This window comes from Cellulomonas sp. T2.31MG-18, from assembly GCF_964266755.1.
Classification (GTDB): domain Bacteria; phylum Actinomycetota; class Actinomycetes; order Actinomycetales; family Cellulomonadaceae; genus Cellulomonas.
This window is the reverse complement of record NZ_CAXWGW010000001.1, coordinates 1,149,423-1,165,940: the sequence shown is the minus strand read 5'-3', so window position 1 is coordinate 1,165,940 and position 16,518 is coordinate 1,149,423. Positions and strand designations below refer to the sequence as shown.

The window sequence follows — 16,518 nt, the reverse complement described above, 5'->3', positions numbered from 1 at the left end:
GCGGGCCGGCCCCGCCCCGCGCTTCCCGCGTGCCCGACGAGCGAGGAGATCGACGATGGACGAGGACGTGTTCGACGTCCTGGTGGTGGGTGCCGGGGTGGCCGGCTGCGTGGCGGCCTACCGCCTCGCGCAGGCCGGCCGCTCGGTGGTGCTGCTGGAACGCGGCGCCGAGCCCGGCTCCAAGAACCTGTCCGGCGGGGTGCTGTACTGCCGGGTGATGGAGCAGGTGTTCCCCGGCTTCGTCGAGCAGGCGCCCGTGGAGCGCCGGATCACCCGCAACACCCTCATGTTCCTCAACCCGACCTCCTCGGTCAGCGTCGACTACCGCGACCAACGGCTGGCGGAGCCGGTCAACGCGGTGACCGTGCTGCGGGCGCGGCTCGACGCGTGGCTGGCGCGGCAGTGCGAGGACGCCGGCGTGATGGTGATGCCGGGGATCCGGGTGGACGGGCTGCTGCGGGACGGCGAGCAGGTGGTCGGCGTGCGGGCCGGTGACGACGAGCTGCGGGCACGCATCGTCATCGCGGCGGACGGCGTCAACTCGTTCCTGGCCAGGTCGGCGGGCATCCGCGGCCCGGAACCGGCGAAGCACCTGGCCGTCGGCGTGAAGTCGGTGGTGGGCCTGCCGCGCGCCGTGATCGACGAGCGGTTCGGGGTCAGCGGTGACCAGGGTGCCGCGTACGCGGTGGTCGGCGACTGCACCCAGGGGGTCGCCGGCGGCGGCTTCCTGTACACCAACGCCGAGTCGCTGTCCGTCGGCGTGGTGCTGCGGCTGGACGACCTGGTGGCGTCCGGGCTGCAGACGTCGGCGATCCACGACGCGTTCCTGGCGCACCCGTCGATCGCCCCGCTGCTGGAGGGCGGCGAGCTGCTCGAGTACGGCTGCCACCTCACCATCGAGAACGGCCCGGCGATGGCGGCCCACGACCTGACCCGGCCGGGCCTGATGGTCGTCGGCGACGCCGCCGGCTTCACGCTGAACACCGGTATGACGGTGCGCGGCATGGACCTGGCGGCCGGGTCGGCGATCGCGGCCGCCGCGGCGGCGGACCGGGCGCTGGCGGCCGACGACGTGTCGCAGCCGGCGATGGACGGCTACCTGACCGAGCTGTCCCGCTCCTTCGTCGGCGCCGACATCTCGACGTACGCCAAGGCGCCGGCGTTCCTCGACAGCACGTTGCTGTACGACAAGGTCGGGCCGATGCTCGCCGACGTGATGCACGGCGTGTTCGACCTGGACACCAGCCCGCGCAGGCACCTGCGCACCACGGCGCGGCGGGCCGTGACGTCCTCCGGCGTGCCGCTGCGGCGGCTGGCGGGCCTCGGCGTCGCCGCGATGAGGGGGTTGTGATGCAGCTCGGCACCGTCCCGGAGCGGCTGGCCCGCAACCAGTACGACGTCGACGAGGGCACGCCGCACATCGAGGTGCACCAGGACGTGGTGCGCCGCACCGGCGCCGCGCCGTTGCTGGTGCGGATCTGCCCGGCGCACGTGTACACCGCGGAGCCGGACGGCAGCGTCGGGTTCACCGCGGCGGCGTGCCTGGAGTGCGGGACGTGCCTGGCTGTCGCACCGGAGGCGGTCAGCTGGCACTACCCGCGGGGTGGGTTCGGGGTCGCGTACCGCCAGGGCTGACGCGCCGCGGCACGACACCCCGGACGCCCGACGGGCCGGGCGCGTATCGCCGACGTATCGGCATCCGCATACGGCTGGGCAACACGCCGCTGCCTTGACTGCCGGTCATGAGTCACCGGCACCCCGCGCTCGCCCTGGTCGACCACCCCGCACCGGCCGCGTCGCCACCGACGCCTCCCGCCACCACGGGCGTCACGGTCTACGGCTGCACGCCGGACGAGGCCGCCCTGGTCCGGGAGCTCGCGCCCGCGCTCGGAGTGCGCCCGACCGTCACCGCGGAGCCCCTGTCCGAGGCGAACGTCGCGCTGGCGTACGGCAACCGGTGCGTCAGCATCGACCACCGGGTGCCGGTGGCGAGCCGGACCCTCGTGGCGCTGCGCCGAGCGGGGGTGGAGCACCTGTCCACGCGCAGCATCGGGCTCGATCACGTCGACGTGGCGGCCGCCCGCAGCATCGGCCTGAGCGTGCAGAACGTCACGTACGCACCGGACGGCGTCGCCGACTACACGCTGATGCTGATCCTCATGCTGGTGCGGGACGCCCGGCGGATCGTCCGACGGGTCGACGCGCAGGACTACCGGATCGTCGGCGGCCGGCACCGGGAGCTGCGGGACCTGACCGTCGGGGTGGTCGGCACCGGCCGCATCGGCACCGCGGTGGTCGACCGGCTGCGGGCCTTCGGGTGCCACGTGCTCGCCTTCGACCGGCGTCCGACGCCCGGTGTCCAGAGCGTGCGGCTGGACCAGCTGCTGCGCGCCAGCGACGTCCTGACGCTGCACACCTCGCTCACCGCGGACACCTACCACCTGGTCGACCGCGAGCGCTTCGCGCTGCTGAAGCCCGGTGCGCTGCTGGTCAACACCGGTCGCGGCGCGCTGGTCGACACCGCGGCGCTGGTCGAGGCGCTCGAGTGCGGCCGCCTCGGCGGCGCGGCCCTGGACGTGCTGGAGGGTGAGGAGCGCCTGTTCTACGCCGACCACCGGGCGGCGCCGCCGGACGCCGACCCGCTGCAGCGGCTGACGTCCCTGCCGAACGTCCTGGTCAGCCCGCACACCGCGTACTACACGGACCGGGCGCTGCGCGAGACGGTCGAGCAGAGCCTGCTCGACTGCGTGAACCGGGGGATGCGACGTGCCTAGGCGACAGCTCGGCATCCTGTTCGGCGGTATGTCGGACGAGCACGACATCTCCGTCCGGTCGGCCCGTGAGGTGGCGGCCGCCCTGGACACCGACCGGTACGAGCCGGTGTGGATCGGCATCACCCGGTCCGGCACGTGGCGGCTGTGCGACGGGCCGGACGGCGACTGGGACGAGCGCCCGGCAAGTCCGGCGGTGCTGGTGCCGGACCGCGGGGTGCGCGGCCTGCTGGTGCTGGAGGGCGGCCGGTACCGGACGGTGCACCTGGACGTGGTGCTGCCCGTGCTGCACGGCAGGTTCGGTGAGGACGGGTCCGTGCAGGGGCTGCTCGAGCTGTCCGGGGTGCCCTACGTCGGCTGCGGCGTGGCCAGCTCGGCGGCGTGCATGGACAAGTCGCTGACCTACGTCGTCGCGCGCGGCGCCGGGGTCGCGACGCCGGACTTCCGGACGGTCGGGCCCGACGACGGCGTCGACGCGGAGGCTCTGCCGTACCCCGTCTTCGTCAAACCGGCCCGCTCCGGGTCGTCCTTCGGCGTCAGCAAGGTCTCCCGCCCCGAGGACCTGCCGGCCGCCGTCCGGACCGCCCGGCGGTACGACGCGAAGGTGCTGGTCGAGGCGGCGGTCGTCGGCCAGGAGGTCGGGTGCGCCGTGCTGGGGAACGGCGCCGACCTGGCGGTGGGCGAGGTGGACCGGATCGCGCTGTCGCACGGCTTCTTCCGCATCCACCAGGAGGACCGGCCGGAGAGGGGTTCGGAGAACTCGACGCCGATCGTGCCGGCCGACATCCCGGACGAGTCGCGGGACCTGGTCCGACGGACCGCCACGACCGTGTACCGCGCCCTCGGCTGCACGGGGCTGGCTCGCGTCGACCTGTTCCTCACGCAGGCCGGCACCGTGGTGCTCAACGAGGTGAACACCCTGCCCGGCCTCACGTCCTACAGCCGCTACCCGCGGATGATGGCCGCCGCCGGCCTGCCGCTCACCGACGTGATCGACCGGCTCGTGGACCTCGCCCTGGGAGCGGGTGCCCGATGAGGGACGACTTCGTCTTCGTCGACGAGGCGGTGCCCGGCATCCGCTGGGACGCCAAGTACGCCACGTGGGACAACTTCACCGGCAGACCGGTCGACGGGTACCTCGCCAACCGCGTGGTCGGCACCCGCGCCCTCTGCGCGGCGCTCGCGGACGCGAAGGCCGGTGCCGCCGCGCTCGGGTTCGGCCTGCTGCTGTGGGACGGCTACCGCCCCCGCCGGGCGGTCGACTGCTTCGTGCGGTGGTCGCGCAGCCCCGAGGACGGCCGCACCAAGCGACGGCACTACCCCAACCTCGAGCGGCACCAGATCGTCGCGCAGGGGTACGTCGCCGCCCGCTCGGGCCACAGCCGCGGCGCGACCGTCGACCTGACCCTGTACCACCTGGCCACGGGCGAGCGCGCCGCGATGGGCGGCGACCACGACCTGATGGACCCGGTGTCCCACCACGGTGCGCCGGGCGTCACGCCGGCCGAGGCGGAGAACCGGGAGTGCCTGTGCGCCGTGATGGAGGCCTGCGGGTTCGAGCGCTACCCCTGCGAGTGGTGGCACTACACCCTCCGGGACGAGCCCTACCCGGACACGTACTTCGACTTCCCGGTGGCCTGACGGCGCACGGACGGCGCACGGACGACCCACGGCCGGCGCGCCGCGGACGGTCGATCGGGCGTCAGCCGACCGGCGGTGGTGCGGCCGGCAGCCGCACCCGCACGCGCAGGCCGCCCTCGGCCCGCGGCGTGAGGGTCAACGTCCCGTCGTGCGCCCGCGTGATGCTGTCGACGATCGCCAGGCCCAGGCCGACGCCCGCCTGGTCGTCGTGCACCCGCTCGGTGCCGCGCTGGAACGGTTCGGTCAGGGTGGAGACGAGCTCGGGCGCGAGCCGCGGACCGGTGTTCTCGACGGTGAGCACCACCCAGCCCGGTCGGGCCGCCGTGCCGACCTGCACGGTGCCCTGACCAGGCACGTTGTGCACGATCGCGTTGTGCAGCAGGTTGGTGACCAGCTGCAGCAGCAGGGCGTGCGATCCGACCGTGACGGCCGCGTCGCCCTTCGTGGTGACGGTGACGCCCTGCTTCTCCGCTAGCGGCAGCAGCGTCTCGGCGGCCTCCTCGGCCAGCACCGACAGGTCGGCGCGCTCGCGCGTGAACGACCGCTGGTTGGCCCGGCTGAGCACCAGCAGCGCCTCCGTCAGGTCGATCGCGCGCGCGTTGACCGTCTGCAGCCGCTCCAGCAGCCGGTCGGTGTCGCGGTCGGGGTCCTTGCGGGCGACGTCGAGCATCGTGCGGGTGATCGCCAGCGGCGTGCGCAGCTCGTGGGAGGCGTTGGCGGCGAACCGGCGCTGCTCGGCGTCGTGCGTCTCGAGCCGCGCCAGCATCGTGTCGAACGCGTCGGCCAGCTCGTGCAGCTCGTCGTCCGAGCCGGGCAGCTGGATCCGGTGCGACAGGGAGCCGGCCGCCGCGAGCCGGGTCGCCTCGGTGATGCGCGTCAGCGGCGCGAGCATGCGGCCGGCCAGCAGCCAGCCGCCGACCAGGCCGAACACCAGGAGGAAGACGGCGGCCTCGGCGGCCCTGGGCGCGAACGCCCGCCACAGGTCGGACCGGCCCGGGATGAACAGGTTCGGACCGCCGATCCGGCCCGGCACCAGCTCGCGCGGGACGCTGACGGCGTTCTCCGGCACGTAGCGCAGCAGGAACACCAGGACCACGGCGAGCAGCAGCGCCCCGGCGATCATCAGGAAGCCGGCGTAGCTGAGGGTGAGCTTGAGCCGCACGCTCAGCCCCGGACGCCTATCCACGCGCGTCGCCCGCCGGTGGTGCGTCGATGCGGTAGCCGACGCCCGGCACCGTCGCGATCACCCACGGCTCGCCGAGCCGCTTGCGCAGGGCCGAGACCGTGATCCGCACGGCGTTGGTGAACGGGTCGGCGTTCTCGTCCCACGCCCGCTCCAGCAGCTCCTCCGCACTGACCACACCGCCGTCCGCCGCCAGCAGCACCTCGAGCACGGCGAACTGCTTGCGGGTCAGCGCCACGTACCGGCCGTCCCGGTAGACCTCGCGCCGGAACGGGTCCAGACGCAGGCCGGCGAGCTCACGCACCGGAGGCCTCAGGTGGGCGCGGCGGCGGTCGAGGGCCCGCAGCCGCAGCACCAGCTCCTGCAGCTCGAACGGTTTGGTCAGGTAGTCGTCGGCGCCGAGCTCGAAGCCGGTCACCTTGTCGTCCAGCCGGTCCGCGGCGGTCAGCATGAGGATCGGGGTCCCGCTGCCGGACGCGACGATGCTGGCGGCGACCTGGTCGCCGGACGGTCCCGGGATGTCGCGGTCGAGGACGGCGATGTCGTAGGCGTTGACGCTCAGCAGCTCCAGGGCGGTGTCGCCGTCGCCGGCGAGGTCCGCGGCGATCGCCTCGAGGCGCAGGCCGTCGCGGATCGCCTCGGCCATGTAGGGCTCGTCCTCGACGACCAGCACACGCACCCACCGGATGCTACGAGCCCGCACCTATGGTCCGCGTATCGGCAACCGCATACGGGGTGGCAACGCGCAGGCGCCTGGACTGGCGGCATGCAACGAGTCCCAGCCGTGCGCGGCGCGCGACCGGCGGTACCGGGAGTCCGGCGGGCGGTACGACGACCGCGACGGGTGAGGCGGACGGTCGTCGGCGTCACGGCCCTGGTGGTCGCCGGTGCAGCCGTGGTCGGCACTCTCGTCCACGACTCGGCCTCGGCGTCGGCCGTCCACGACGCCCCCTCCGCGACAGCCGTCCACGACTCCCCCTCCCCGGCAGCGTCGTCGATCCCCACCGGCGAGGCCGCCGCTCCGCCGGACGTGACGCAGGCCGACGGCCTGCTGCCGGCCGGCGCCACCCCGTCGGACACCCGCTACCCCGGTATCGCGAACCTGCGCCCGGACCTGCTCGCCGCCCTGCGCCGCGCGGCCGCGGACGCCGCCGCGGCCGGGGTCCGGCTCGACGTCACCAGCGGCTGGCGCTCCGCCGCGTACCAGAGCCGCCTGCTGAGCCAGGCGGTCGCCACCTACGGCTCGGCGGCGGAGGCCGCCCGGTGGGTCGCCGGCCCGACGACGTCGTCGCACGTCTCCGGCGGCGCCGTCGACGTCGGGCCCACCGCCGCCGCGTCGTGGCTGGCCCGGCACGGCGCCGCCTACGGGCTGTGCCAGACCTACCGCAACGAGCCCTGGCACTACGAGCTGCGCCCGGCGGCGGTCCGCAGCGGCTGTCCCGCGATGTACGCCGACCCGACGCAGGACCCGCGCCTGCAGCAGTGAGCAGGGCCGACACAGACCCGCCCGTGCCGTCCGGCCCGCGAGGTGTCACGCTGACCCGGACGCCGGCCCGACGCCCCGGCGCCGCTGCGCCTGCCGCGTCCGGCGGCGCGCAGGCTCGTTCGGTCGGACACACGGAGGCTCGGTGCGCACCACGACGACCACCGACGCCCCGCGGCTGGGCCCGCGACGCCCCGCCGTCGTGGACCTGCTGCTCGCCTCGCACGCCGGCCCGACCGCCGCGGTGTCCGCCCTGGCCGGCGTGCTGGTGGTCACCGCGGGCGCCGGCGCCCGCAGCGTGCTGATCGTCGCCGCGGTGCTGGCCGGCCAGCTGTCCGTCGGCTGGTCCAACGACTGGTTGGACGCGGCCCGCGACAGCACGGTGGGACGGACCGACAAGCCCGTCGCCGCCGGGCGGGTCACGGCCGGGACCGTCCGGATCGCCGCGCTGAGTGCGGCTGCGGCCTGCGTCGTGCTCTCGCTGCTGCTCGGCTGGGCGGCCGGCCTCATCCACCTGGCGGCAGTCGCGTCCGCCTGGTCGTACAACCTGCGGCTCAAGCGGACAGCCTGGTCGTGGGCGCCCTACGCCCTCTCGTTCGGCCTGCTGCCGCTCGCGCTCGCGCTGGCCCTTCCGGGGCGGCCGACGGCGGCGTGGTGGGCGATCGGCGCGGGCGCGCTGCTCGGCACCGGGGCCCACGGGCTCAACGTGCTGCCGGACCTGCTCGACGACGCGGCGACCGGGGTGCGCGGCCTGCCGCACCGGCTCGGGGCCGTCCCCACGGCTGTGGGCTCGGCGGCCGTCCTGCTCGTCGCGACCGTGCTGCTGGTCATCGGCCCAGCCGGCGGGGTGTCGGCCGCGGACTCGGTGACCCTGGCGCTCGCCGCGGCCGTGGCTGGGGCCGGTGCCGCCGTCTCGCTGCGGCACCCGCGCAGCCGGCTGCCGTTCGTCGCCGCCATCGCCGTCGCCGCGGTCGACGTGGTGCTGCTCGCCGGCTCGCCGTGGACGGTGCTCTGACCCGTCGACCGGCCCGCGGCTGCGCGGGCGCGTGTGCGCGCGGGTGTGCGGGCGAGCGCGCGGGCGGGGGCTGTCCCCCGTGCCGGCTCGGCGGCGGGCACCCTGCCCTGCGTCACCCGGGACCGGAACGCTGGGACCATGACGAGCATGAGCGTGCCGGCGTCCGCCACCCCTGACGCCGTCCGGCCGCGCGAGCAGCGCCCGGGACCGAACTTCCTCACCGCACCGTTCCACTCCCGCACCTGGCGCGAGCACGGCTACCTGTGGCTGGTGCTGCTGCTGGCGCCGTTCGCGTTCGCCTACGCGGTGCTGGTGCCGTCGCTGGCCGCCGGGCTGGTGGTGACCGTCGTCGGGCTCGGCCTGGTGGGCGCGCTGGTGCTCGCCGCACGCGGCTGGGGCGCGATGTACCGGGGACTCGCGCGGACGCTGCTCGACCAGGAGGTCGCCGAGCCGCACCGGTTCGTCCGGCCGCGCGGCTTCTGGCGCACCATCTGGGCGATGCTCGGCGACCTGGACGGGTGGCGCGCGCTGCTGTTCATGCTGGTCGCGTTCCCCGTGGCGATCGCCGGGTGGGTGGCCAGCATCACGTTCCTGGGGTGGGCGGTCGCCGGACTGACGTACTGGGAGTGGTACCAGTTCCTGCCGGCGCAGCAGGCGGCCGACGGCACCTGGCACCGCGGCGCCCAGTTCGGCACCGGTTGGTACGCCGACACCCCCGGCCGGCTGGTGCTCGTCGCGGCCGGCGGCCTGCTGCTGCTCCTGGTGTGGCCGTGGGTGCAGCACCTGTTCGCCCTGCTGTTCCGGCTGCTGACGCAGGCCCTGCTCGGTCCGTCCCGCACCAGCGAGCGGGTGGCGGAGCTGCGGGCGTCGCGGGCGGCGTCGGTCGAGGACGCGGACGCCCGGCTGCGGCGCATCGAGCGGGACCTGCACGACGGCACGCAGGCCCGGCTGGTCGCCGTCGCCATGCAGCTCGGTGAGGCGCGCGACCAGCTGAGCTCGGGCGACGCGACGCTGGCCGCCGAGCTGCTCTCGACCGCCCACACCTCCACCAAGGAGGCGCTGACCGAGCTCCGCGAGATCGCCCGCGGCATCCACCCGCCGGCCCTGGACAGCGGCCTGTCCGTTGCGCTGGAGACGCTCGCCGCCCGGTCGGCGATGCCGGTGCAGCTGCGCGTCGACCCGGCGGTGACCGGCGGTGCACCGCTGACACCGGCGACGGAGTCGATCGCGTACTACACGGTCGCCGAGCTGCTGACCAACGCCGCCAAGCACTCCGCGGCACACGTGGTGCGGGTGGACGTGGACCGGGACGCCGACCGCCTGCGGCTGCGCGTGCACGACGACGGGGACGGCGGTGCCGTGGTGGTGCCGGCGGACGGCACCGGCCTGCGCACCGGCCTCGCCGGGCTGGTCGAACGGGTGCACGCCGTCGACGGCACGTTCGACCTCTCCAGCCCGGTGGGCGGCCCTACGGTGGTCACCGTGACCCTGCCGGCCGGCCCCCAGCGGTGACGCCCACCGACGGTGCGGTGGCCACCCGGCCGTTGCGCGTGGTGCTCGCGGAGGACTCCGTGATCCTGCGCGACGGTCTCGTGGCCCTGCTCGCACGGCGGGGTCACGAGGTGCTCGCCGCGCTCGGCGACGGCGAGACGCTGGTGCGCGAGGTCGACACCCTGGCGGCCGCCGGGACACCGCCGGACGTCGTCGTCGCCGACATCCGCATGCCCCCGAACCACACCGACGAAGGCCTGCGGGCGGCTCTTGCGCTGCGCGCCGCCCATCCGGAGCTGGGCGTGCTCCTGTTCTCGCAGTACGTGGAGACGAGGTACGCCTCGCGGCTGCTCGCCGGCGACGCCCGCGGCGTCGGCTACCTGCTGAAGGACCGCGTGGCCGACGTCGGCGACTTCGTCGACGCGCTGCGCCGCGTCGCGGACGGTCAGACGGTGCTCGACCCCGAGGTGGTCAGCCAGCTGCTCAGCTCCTCGGCGGCGCGGGACGACGGCGTGAGCCGCCTGACGGCACGTGAGCGCGAGGTGCTCGAGCTGATGGCGCAGGGCCGCTCCAACGGCGCGATCGCCGAGCAGCTGTACCTGTCCTACGGCGCCGTGGAGAAGAACGTCGCGGCGATCTTCACCAAGCTGGGCCTGGAGCCCGATGCGGCCGACCACCGGCGCGTGCTGGCCGTGCTGCGGTACCTCGGCGCCTGATCGCGACGGCGAGGGGGGACAGCCCCCGCGTGGGCTGAGGCGGCCCCCCGAGCACGACGGCGGGAAGCTTCCGGACGCTGGGAGGACGGCCACGTTCCGGGCGTCGTGCCTGGTCACAAGGCTGGAACGGCATCGTCAGCCGATCCTGGGAGCCTGCCGTGGCCACCGTCCTGATCCGTCCCGCACCGAGCCCGCCAGCACAGGGCTCCGGCACGCCGGGCCCCGCCGGACGCGACAGCTTCGTCGACGCGGTACGGGCCCTCGGCACCGTCGCGGTGGTCACGCTGCACTGGCTGATGGCCGACGCGACCTGGGACGGCACGTCGCTGCACGTGGGCAACGCCCTGGCGCACGGCGCCGCGTGGACCCTCACCTGGGTGCTGCAGGTGCTGCCGCTGCTGTTCTTCGCCGCAGGCGCAGCGGCCGGGTACCACCAGTCGCGCGCGGTCGCCTCGGCCCGGTTGGCGGGCATGCCGGGCACCGGCTGGGCCCGCGAGCTCGGTCGGCGCGTCCGCGGCGTGGCGCGCCCGGTGGCCGTGCTGGCCGTGGCGTGGGTCGTCGCGGTCGCCGCACTGCAGGGCGCCGAGGTACCGGCCGGTGCGCTCCGGCGGATGGCGACCATCGCGCCGCAGCCGCTGTGGTTCCTGCTCGTCTGGCTCGCCCTCGTCGGCGTCGCACCGCTGCTGCTGCGCGCCTGGCGCCGGTGGCGCGGCCGGGCACTCGCCGCGGCGCTCGCCCTGCCGTTGGCCGTGGACCTGCTGCGGTTCGGCGCCGGCCTGCAGCCGCTCGGCTGGGCCAACGTGCTGCTCGTCTGGGCCGTGCCGTTCCTGGCCGGCCTGGCCTACGCCGACGAGCGTGCCGCGGGCCGCTCCCCCAGCCCGCGGCCCGCCGCGCTGTGGACCGGGCTGGTGCTGGCCGTCGCCTCCATGGCCGTGCTGGTCACCGTGGGTCCGTACCCGCTCAGCATGGTCGGCATGCCCGGCCAGGCGATGTCGAACCTGTGCCCGCCGACGGCTCCCGTCGTGGCGCAGGCCGTCGCGCAGATGTGCGCGATCCTCCTGGCGCGCACCGCGATCGAGCGGTGGGCCCGCGGTGCCGGACGAGGGCCGGTCGCCTGGCTGGCCGGCCGGTCGATGACCGTGTACCTGTGGCACCTGACGGCGATGTTCACGGTGGTCGGTCTGGATCTGCTGGTGCTCCACGAGCGCCTGCCGGAGCCGTGGGGCGTCGACTGGTGGGCGAGCCGGCCGGTCTGGTTCGGCGCCTTCGCCCTGGTGCTGGCGGTGCTGGTCCGGGTGTTCGGCCGGTTCGAGGGATCGCGCTCCGCCGTCGCGGACGGCGCGAACCTCACTGCGGTCCGACGCCGCGCGTGGTCCGGCGGCCGCGCCCTCGCGGCGCCGCCGAGCGCGGCGGCGCCGCGCGCATGTGGTCGCGCACGCGGCCCAGCACGTCCGCCAGCGCCTCGACGTCGGCGCGGGACAGCGGTGCGAACAGCAGCTCGTCGAGCACGGCGACGTGGCCGCGGAACACCGTCCGGAGCACCTCGCGACCGGCGTCGGTGATCGTCACCGTCACCCCTCGCTCGTCGTCGGGCGACGGTGCACGTGTCACCAGCCCGCGCTGCTCCAGCAGCTGGGCCTGGTAGGTCAGGCCGCTGCGGCTGTAGACGACGCCGTCCGCGAGATCGGTCATCCGGTGGCTCCCCGTCGGCGAGTCCCCCAGCGTGGCGAGCAGCTGGAACTGCACGTAGCTGAGGTCACCGGCCTCCCGCAGCTGCTGCTCGACGGTGTGCCGCAGCAGGCTGCTCGTCTCGATCAGCGCGAAGTACGCGCCGAGCTGCGTCGGGTCCAGGGGCGGGGTCGGTGAGGCCACGACCGCAGCATATCGACGCTCCGAACTCGAAACACTTGCTACGAAGTCGAAGCAGCGTTACGGTGACGACATCCGCTTCGAACTCGAAGCAATGTCCTGAGGAGCTCGACATGAAGGCAGTACGGTTCCACGAGATCGGCGGCCCCGAGGTGCTGCGGTACGAGGACGCGGAGCAGCCGACGCCGGCCGCGGGCCAGGTGCGCATCGCCGTCGCGGGGTCGGCGTTCAACCCCGCCGACGGAAACATCCGGGCCGGCCGCCTCCCGATCCCGGTCACGCTTCCGCACGTGCCCGGGTACGACGTGTCCGGCACGGTCGACGCGGTGGGCGACGGCGTGGAGGGTCTGACGGTGGGACAGGAGGTCGTCGGCTTCCTCCCGATGACGGCCGACGGTTCGGCGGCCCAGTACGTGGTCGCCCCGGCCGACGTGCTGGTCGACGCCCCCACCACCATCCCGCTGGCCGACGCCGCGGCGTTCCCGTCGGTGGCGCTGACGGCCTGGCAGGCGCTGTTCGACGACGGCGGCCTGGTGGCCGGTCAGCGGGTGCTGGTGGTCGGCGCCGGCGGCCCTGTCGGCGGGTACGCGGTGCAGCTGGCCAAGCGGGCCGGCGCGTACGTGATCGCGACGGCCAGCCCGCGCAGCCGCGCGAGCGTCAGCGCGGCGGGGGCCGACGAGGTGGTGGACCACACGACGACGACGCTGCTGGACGTGGTGACCGAGCCGGTCGACGTGCTGCTCAACCTGGCGCCGATCGACCCGGCGGAGCTCCACGCCCTGGTGACGCGGGTGCGCGACGGCGGTGCCGTCGTCTCCACCACCGCCTGGATGCCGACGCCCGGCGACGACGAGCGGCACGTGCGGGCCGTCACGGTGTTCGTCCGTCCCGACGTGGAGCAGCTCGCCGAGCTGGTGCGGCTGGTCGACCGCGGTGAGCTGCGCGTGGAGGTGGCCGAGCGGGTGCCGCTCAGCGAGCTGCCGGCGATCCACCGGCGGGCCGCCGAGGGTCAGGTGCACGGCAAGGTCGTCGTCGTCCCGCCTGCCGACTGAGCGTCGCCCACCGCGACGTCCGCTCCCCACCGCGACGGCGCGCAGCCGGGTGGGCACGAGGCCTCAGGCCCCGCGCCCACCCGGCTGCGCTCGCCTGCACGGGACCGGGGGTCGGTCCCGCCGTTCTCAGCCGCGGTGCGGCGCCCTCGCCGTCCAGAGCACCTGGCGCAGGTCCTGGTACTGCGGCTTGGGCTGCAGGTTGTCGTCGAACAGCAGGGCCGCACCCTCACCGGCGAACACCCCGGGGATCCACGAGTTGGAGTCCGCGACGCCCCAGACGGTGTAGGAGATGCAGCTGCGCACCGCCAGGCATGCCTGCAGCGTCTGCTTCCAGTAGGACTCCTGCGTGGCCTGCAGCGCAGGCGTCAGCGGGACGTCGGTGTACGACCCCGGCTTGGCCGGGTCCGGCTGGACGAAGGTGCGCACGTCCACCTCGGTCAGTGCGACCTTCAGGCCCAGCGCGGCGAACCGCTGCAGGTTGTTCTGCAGGTCCGGGAACCCGTACTGGGTGTCGAGGTGGCCCTGGAAGCCCACGCCCGCGATGGGCACGCCGGCGGCCTGCAGCTGCTGCACGAAGGCGTACACCGCGTTGCTCTTCGCCCCGGTGAACTCGAGGTTGTAGTCGTTGTAGAACAGCAGCGCGTGCGGGTCGGCCTGGTGGGCCCACCGGAAGGCGTCGGCGATGTAGTCGAGCCCGTTCATGCCGAGCGCCTGGTAGGCCTTGGAGAAGATGTCCTGGCGCGGCGTGCCGTCGTCGTTGAACGCCTCGTTCACCACGTCCCACTGCCAGATCTGGCCGCGGAAGTGGCTGACCTCGTCGACCACGTGCTTGTGCAGCAGGTCGCGCACCTGCTGCGGCGTGAAGGTGGTGGTGGTGCCGTCGGTGGACAGCCACGACGGCAGCTGGCTGTGCCAGACCAGCGTGTGGCCGCGCACCAGCTGGTGGTTGTCCCGTGCGGCGGCGACGAGGCGGTCCGCGGCCGCCCAGTCGTAGGTGCCCTGGGTCGGCTCGACCAGCTGCCACTTCATGACGTTCTCGGGGGTGACCGTGCTGAACTGCTGGTCGACGATGCGGGTGTAGGCCGCGTCGGACCCGTACAGGTCCATGTTGACGGCCGTGCCGACCTTGACGCCGGAGCGCTGCGCGAGGATGCGCAGGCTCGGCTGGGTGCTCAGGGCGCCGTGCCCGGAGTGGTCGGCGGCCTCGGCGGGATGGGTGTCCGAGGCGGTCGCGGCGGCGGGCGTCGCGACAAGTGCGACGGCCGCCAGGGCGGCCGCGAGCAAGGGTTGACGGATGCGCACTGCGTGCTCCTTTGCAGCAGAGGGCCGCGCCCCTGGACGTCTCGCAGGTGGCGCCACCGGCGTTCGATAACGTTTTACATCCGGATGTGCCTCGACAGTAGGTGCGGTCCCGGCGTCGGTCAACCGGAACGAGCAGCGCAGTCATGCCTGCCGTGACGGAGCTGCGACGAAGCACCTGGTCGGGGCCCCGCGACGGTCGAGCCCGGAACCCCGCCTCGTCTCGGACCGTGGTCGGACGTCGTCAGACGGTGCCGTCAGGACCCCGGTCGGCGAGCCAGCGCTGCACCCCGCGCGCCGCGACCACCCCGGTGCTGAAGCACGCCTGCAGCAGGTACCCGCCGGTCGGCGCCTCCCAGTCGAGCATCTCGCCCGCGACGAAGGTGCCGGGCAGGCGGTGCAGCATGAGCCGGTCGTCCACCTCCGACCAGGCGACGCCGCCGGCGGTGGAGATCGCCCGGTCGATCGGCATGGTCCCGGTCACCACCACCGGTACGGCCTTGACCAGGGCCGCCGCCACGGCCGGGTCGGTCGGCAGCCCGCCGCCCGCCTCCCACAGCAGGGCCGTCGAGACGGCGTCGAGCCCGATGCTGCGCCGCAGCCAGGACGGTGCCGACTCCTTGGGTCGACGCCGGGACAGCCGCTGCGCCAGGTCCTGCACCGTCAGGTCGGGACGCAGGTCGACGTGGAGCACGCACCGGCCGTCGGCGTCCAGCGCCTCGCGGACCGGCACCCCGAGCGCGTAGACCGGGCCGCCCTCGATGCCGGTGGCGGTGACCATCGCGTCTCCGGTCGAGCGTCCAGGCCGACCGGGGACCGTCAGGGCCACGTGCTTGAGCGGGGTGCCGGCGAACCGGTCGGCGAACACCGCCGACGGCGCCACCCGCAGGCCGACGTTCGCCGGCCGCAGGGTCCGCACCAGCACCCCGCGCTCGGCCAGCAGGGGCACCCAGGCGGCGTCGGACCCGAGCCGCGGCCAGGACGCGCCGCCGAGCGCGAGCAGGGTCGCCTCGGCGTTGACCTGGCTGGTGGCGCCGTCGGCGGCGACGAACCGCAGGTCACCGTCCGGCGTCCAGCCCGTCCACCGCGTCCGCGTCTCGATCCGCACCCCCAGCTCGGCGAGGCGGCGCAGCCACGCACGCACCAGGGGCACCGCGCGGAACGAGGCGGGGAAGACGCGCCCGCTCGACCCGACGAAGGTGGGCTCCCCCAGGTCGGCGCACCACTGGCGCAGCGCGTCCGGCCCGAAGGCGTCCAGCATCGGCGTCAACCGGTCCGCCGCGGGGCCGTAGCGCGCCCGGAACCGGTCGAGCGCCTCCGAGTGCGTCAGGTTCAGGCCGCCATGACCGGCCATCAGCAGCTTGCGGGCCACCGAGGGCATCCGGTCGTGCACGGTCACGCCGACGCCTGCCTGTGCCAACCGCTCCGCCGCGATCAGCCCGGCCGGGCCGCCGCCGACCACGTGGACGGAGCTCACCGGCGCGGCCACCGGGGCACGAACCGGGGGGTGCGGGCCGCGTACTCGGGGTACGCCGCGAACCGGCGGGCCAGCCGGACCTCCTCCCACCGGGCCTTCGCCGTGAGCAGCACGAGCAGACCGCCGAACGCCAGTGCGCGCCAGCCGCTGCCGGTGGCGACCACGTACGAGCCCGAGGCGAGCAGGAGGCCGGTGTAGATCGGGTGCCGCACCATCCGGTACAGGCCGCCGGTGCGGAGCTGCGCGTGCTCGTTGGGGATCGGGACGGCGGTCAGGCCGCGGCCCAGCGCCGTGCCGGCCAGCAGCATCACCACCAGCCCGGCGAGGACGCCCAGCAGCCCCAGCACCCGCAACCATGCCGGGACCGGCCACCCCCAGCCGCGGGGCAGCAGTGCGATCAGCCCGAGGAGCACGAACTGCGCCGCCACCAGCAGCCGCGCGGTGCGCACCTCGCCGGCGGAGAAGGTGCCACCACCGTCGTCGTCGCCGCTGCTGGTCACCGGCCCATGATGCCGGAGCGC

General features: G+C 74.7%; 16 protein-coding genes and 1 pseudogene. 11 read left to right on the top strand and 6 right to left on the bottom strand.

Features of this window, described 5'->3' with window-relative positions:
• Positions 1-55: 55 nt before the first annotated feature.
• The 5 genes from ACFQTY_RS05465 to vanX all read left to right on the top strand — a co-directional run bounded on the left by ACFQTY_RS05465 (position 56) and on the right by vanX (position 4,412).
• Positions 56-1,351 carry an FAD-dependent oxidoreductase gene (locus ACFQTY_RS05465; RefSeq protein ID WP_378098314.1) on the top strand — a complete coding sequence of 432 codons (1,296 nt, stop codon included), beginning with the start codon at positions 56-58 and terminating at the stop codon, positions 1,349-1,351.
• A complete protein-coding gene (locus tag ACFQTY_RS05460) occupies positions 1,351-1,635 on the top strand; it encodes a ferredoxin family protein (protein ID WP_378098312.1) in 285 nt (94 codons plus the stop codon). Before ACFQTY_RS05465 ends, ACFQTY_RS05460 begins: the two co-directional genes overlap by 1 nt.
• 107 nt (positions 1,636-1,742) lie before the next feature.
• Positions 1,743-2,774 (top strand): NAD(P)-dependent oxidoreductase, encoded by a 1,032-nt coding sequence (locus ACFQTY_RS05455; RefSeq protein ID WP_378098309.1) that lies wholly within the window; start codon positions 1,743-1,745, stop codon positions 2,772-2,774.
• Positions 2,767-3,807 (top strand): D-alanine--(R)-lactate ligase, encoded by a 1,041-nt coding sequence (vanA, locus tag ACFQTY_RS05450; protein WP_378098306.1) that lies wholly within the window; start codon positions 2,767-2,769, stop codon positions 3,805-3,807. The genes ACFQTY_RS05455 and vanA overlap by 8 nt, the downstream gene beginning before the upstream one ends.
• Positions 3,804-4,412 carry a D-Ala-D-Ala dipeptidase VanX gene (gene vanX, locus ACFQTY_RS05445; RefSeq protein WP_378098303.1) on the top strand — a complete coding sequence of 203 codons (609 nt, stop codon included), beginning with the start codon at positions 3,804-3,806 and terminating at the stop codon, positions 4,410-4,412. Before vanA ends, vanX begins: the two co-directional genes overlap by 4 nt.
• Before the next feature lie 61 nt (positions 4,413-4,473).
• Here the strand turns inward: vanX and ACFQTY_RS05440 are convergent, their stop codons facing one another.
• Together ACFQTY_RS05440 and ACFQTY_RS05435 are read right to left on the bottom strand one after the other, a co-directional pair.
• Positions 4,474-5,598, bottom strand: a complete 1,125-nt coding sequence (locus tag ACFQTY_RS05440; RefSeq protein ID WP_378098300.1) for a sensor histidine kinase — start codon at positions 5,596-5,598, stop codon at positions 4,474-4,476.
• Positions 5,591-6,274, bottom strand: a complete 684-nt coding sequence (locus tag ACFQTY_RS05435; protein ID WP_378098297.1) for a response regulator transcription factor — start codon at positions 6,272-6,274, stop codon at positions 5,591-5,593. Before ACFQTY_RS05435 ends, ACFQTY_RS05440 begins: the two co-directional genes overlap by 8 nt.
• Positions 6,275-6,439: 165 nt before the next feature.
• Here ACFQTY_RS05435 and ACFQTY_RS05430 point away from each other — a divergent pair, with 165 nt between their 5' ends.
• From ACFQTY_RS05430 to ACFQTY_RS05410, 5 genes and pseudogenes are all read left to right on the top strand, one after another.
• A complete protein-coding gene (locus ACFQTY_RS05430; protein ID WP_378098294.1) occupies positions 6,440-7,081 on the top strand; it encodes a D-alanyl-D-alanine carboxypeptidase family protein in 642 nt (213 codons plus the stop codon).
• A gap of 142 nt (positions 7,082-7,223) precedes the next feature.
• Positions 7,224-8,093: a UbiA family prenyltransferase gene (locus tag ACFQTY_RS05425; protein WP_378098291.1), complete on the top strand. Its 870-nt coding sequence runs from the start codon at positions 7,224-7,226 to the stop codon at positions 8,091-8,093.
• A 138-nt stretch (positions 8,094-8,231) separates the two neighbouring features.
• Positions 8,232-9,605, top strand: a complete 1,374-nt coding sequence (locus tag ACFQTY_RS05420) for a sensor histidine kinase (RefSeq protein ID WP_378098288.1) — start codon at positions 8,232-8,234, stop codon at positions 9,603-9,605.
• Between the two features lie 32 nt (positions 9,606-9,637).
• Positions 9,638-10,300: a response regulator transcription factor gene (locus ACFQTY_RS05415; protein WP_378099117.1), complete on the top strand. Its 663-nt coding sequence runs from the start codon at positions 9,638-9,640 to the stop codon at positions 10,298-10,300.
• Between the two features lie 158 nt (positions 10,301-10,458).
• Positions 10,459-11,574 (top strand): annotated as a pseudogene (locus tag ACFQTY_RS05410) (acyltransferase family protein); the annotation flags it as partial.
• A gap of 73 nt (positions 11,575-11,647) precedes the next feature.
• Here ACFQTY_RS05410 and ACFQTY_RS05405 read toward each other — a convergent pair.
• Positions 11,648-12,172 carry a MarR family winged helix-turn-helix transcriptional regulator gene (locus ACFQTY_RS05405; protein ID WP_378098285.1) on the bottom strand — a complete coding sequence of 175 codons (525 nt, stop codon included), beginning with the start codon at positions 12,170-12,172 and terminating at the stop codon, positions 11,648-11,650.
• Positions 12,173-12,282: 110 nt separating this feature from the next.
• On the opposite strand from ACFQTY_RS05405, the gene ACFQTY_RS05400 reads away from it, so the two are divergent.
• A complete protein-coding gene (locus ACFQTY_RS05400) occupies positions 12,283-13,221 on the top strand; it encodes an NADP-dependent oxidoreductase (RefSeq protein ID WP_378098282.1) in 939 nt (312 codons plus the stop codon).
• Positions 13,222-13,347: 126 nt separating this feature from the next.
• On the opposite strand, the gene ACFQTY_RS05395 is transcribed toward ACFQTY_RS05400, so the two are convergent.
• The 3 genes from ACFQTY_RS05395 to ACFQTY_RS05385 all read right to left on the bottom strand — a co-directional run bounded on the left by ACFQTY_RS05395 (position 13,348) and on the right by ACFQTY_RS05385 (position 16,497).
• A complete protein-coding gene (locus tag ACFQTY_RS05395) occupies positions 13,348-14,523 on the bottom strand; it encodes an endo-1,4-beta-xylanase (RefSeq protein WP_378098279.1) in 1,176 nt (391 codons plus the stop codon).
• A 241-nt stretch (positions 14,524-14,764) separates the two neighbouring features.
• A complete protein-coding gene (locus tag ACFQTY_RS05390; protein ID WP_378098276.1) occupies positions 14,765-15,997 on the bottom strand; it encodes an NAD(P)/FAD-dependent oxidoreductase in 1,233 nt (410 codons plus the stop codon).
• The gene (locus ACFQTY_RS05385; protein ID WP_378098273.1) at positions 15,994-16,497 is read right to left on the bottom strand and encodes a methyltransferase family protein; all 504 of its coding nucleotides are present in this window, start codon (positions 16,495-16,497) and stop codon (positions 15,994-15,996) included. The genes ACFQTY_RS05390 and ACFQTY_RS05385 overlap by 4 nt, the downstream gene beginning before the upstream one ends.
• Between the last annotated feature and the right edge of the window lie 21 nt (positions 16,498-16,518).

Excerpts from the sequence above, each read along its gene's own strand:
- ACFQTY_RS05465 (WP_378098314.1), top strand. The coding sequence starts at position 56 with ATGGACGAGGACGTGTTCGACGTCCTGGTGGTGGGTGCCGGGGTGGCC.
- ACFQTY_RS05460 (WP_378098312.1), top strand. The coding sequence starts at position 1,351 with ATGCAGCTCGGCACCGTCCCGGAGCGGCTGGCCCGCAACCAGTACGAC.
- ACFQTY_RS05455 (WP_378098309.1), top strand. The coding sequence starts at position 1,743 with ATGAGTCACCGGCACCCCGCGCTCGCCCTGGTCGACCACCCCGCACCG.
- vanX (WP_378098303.1), top strand. The coding sequence starts at position 3,804 with ATGAGGGACGACTTCGTCTTCGTCGACGAGGCGGTGCCCGGCATCCGC.
- ACFQTY_RS05420 (WP_378098288.1), top strand. The coding sequence starts at position 8,232 with ATGACGAGCATGAGCGTGCCGGCGTCCGCCACCCCTGACGCCGTCCGG.
- ACFQTY_RS05400 (WP_378098282.1), top strand. The coding sequence starts at position 12,283 with ATGAAGGCAGTACGGTTCCACGAGATCGGCGGCCCCGAGGTGCTGCGG.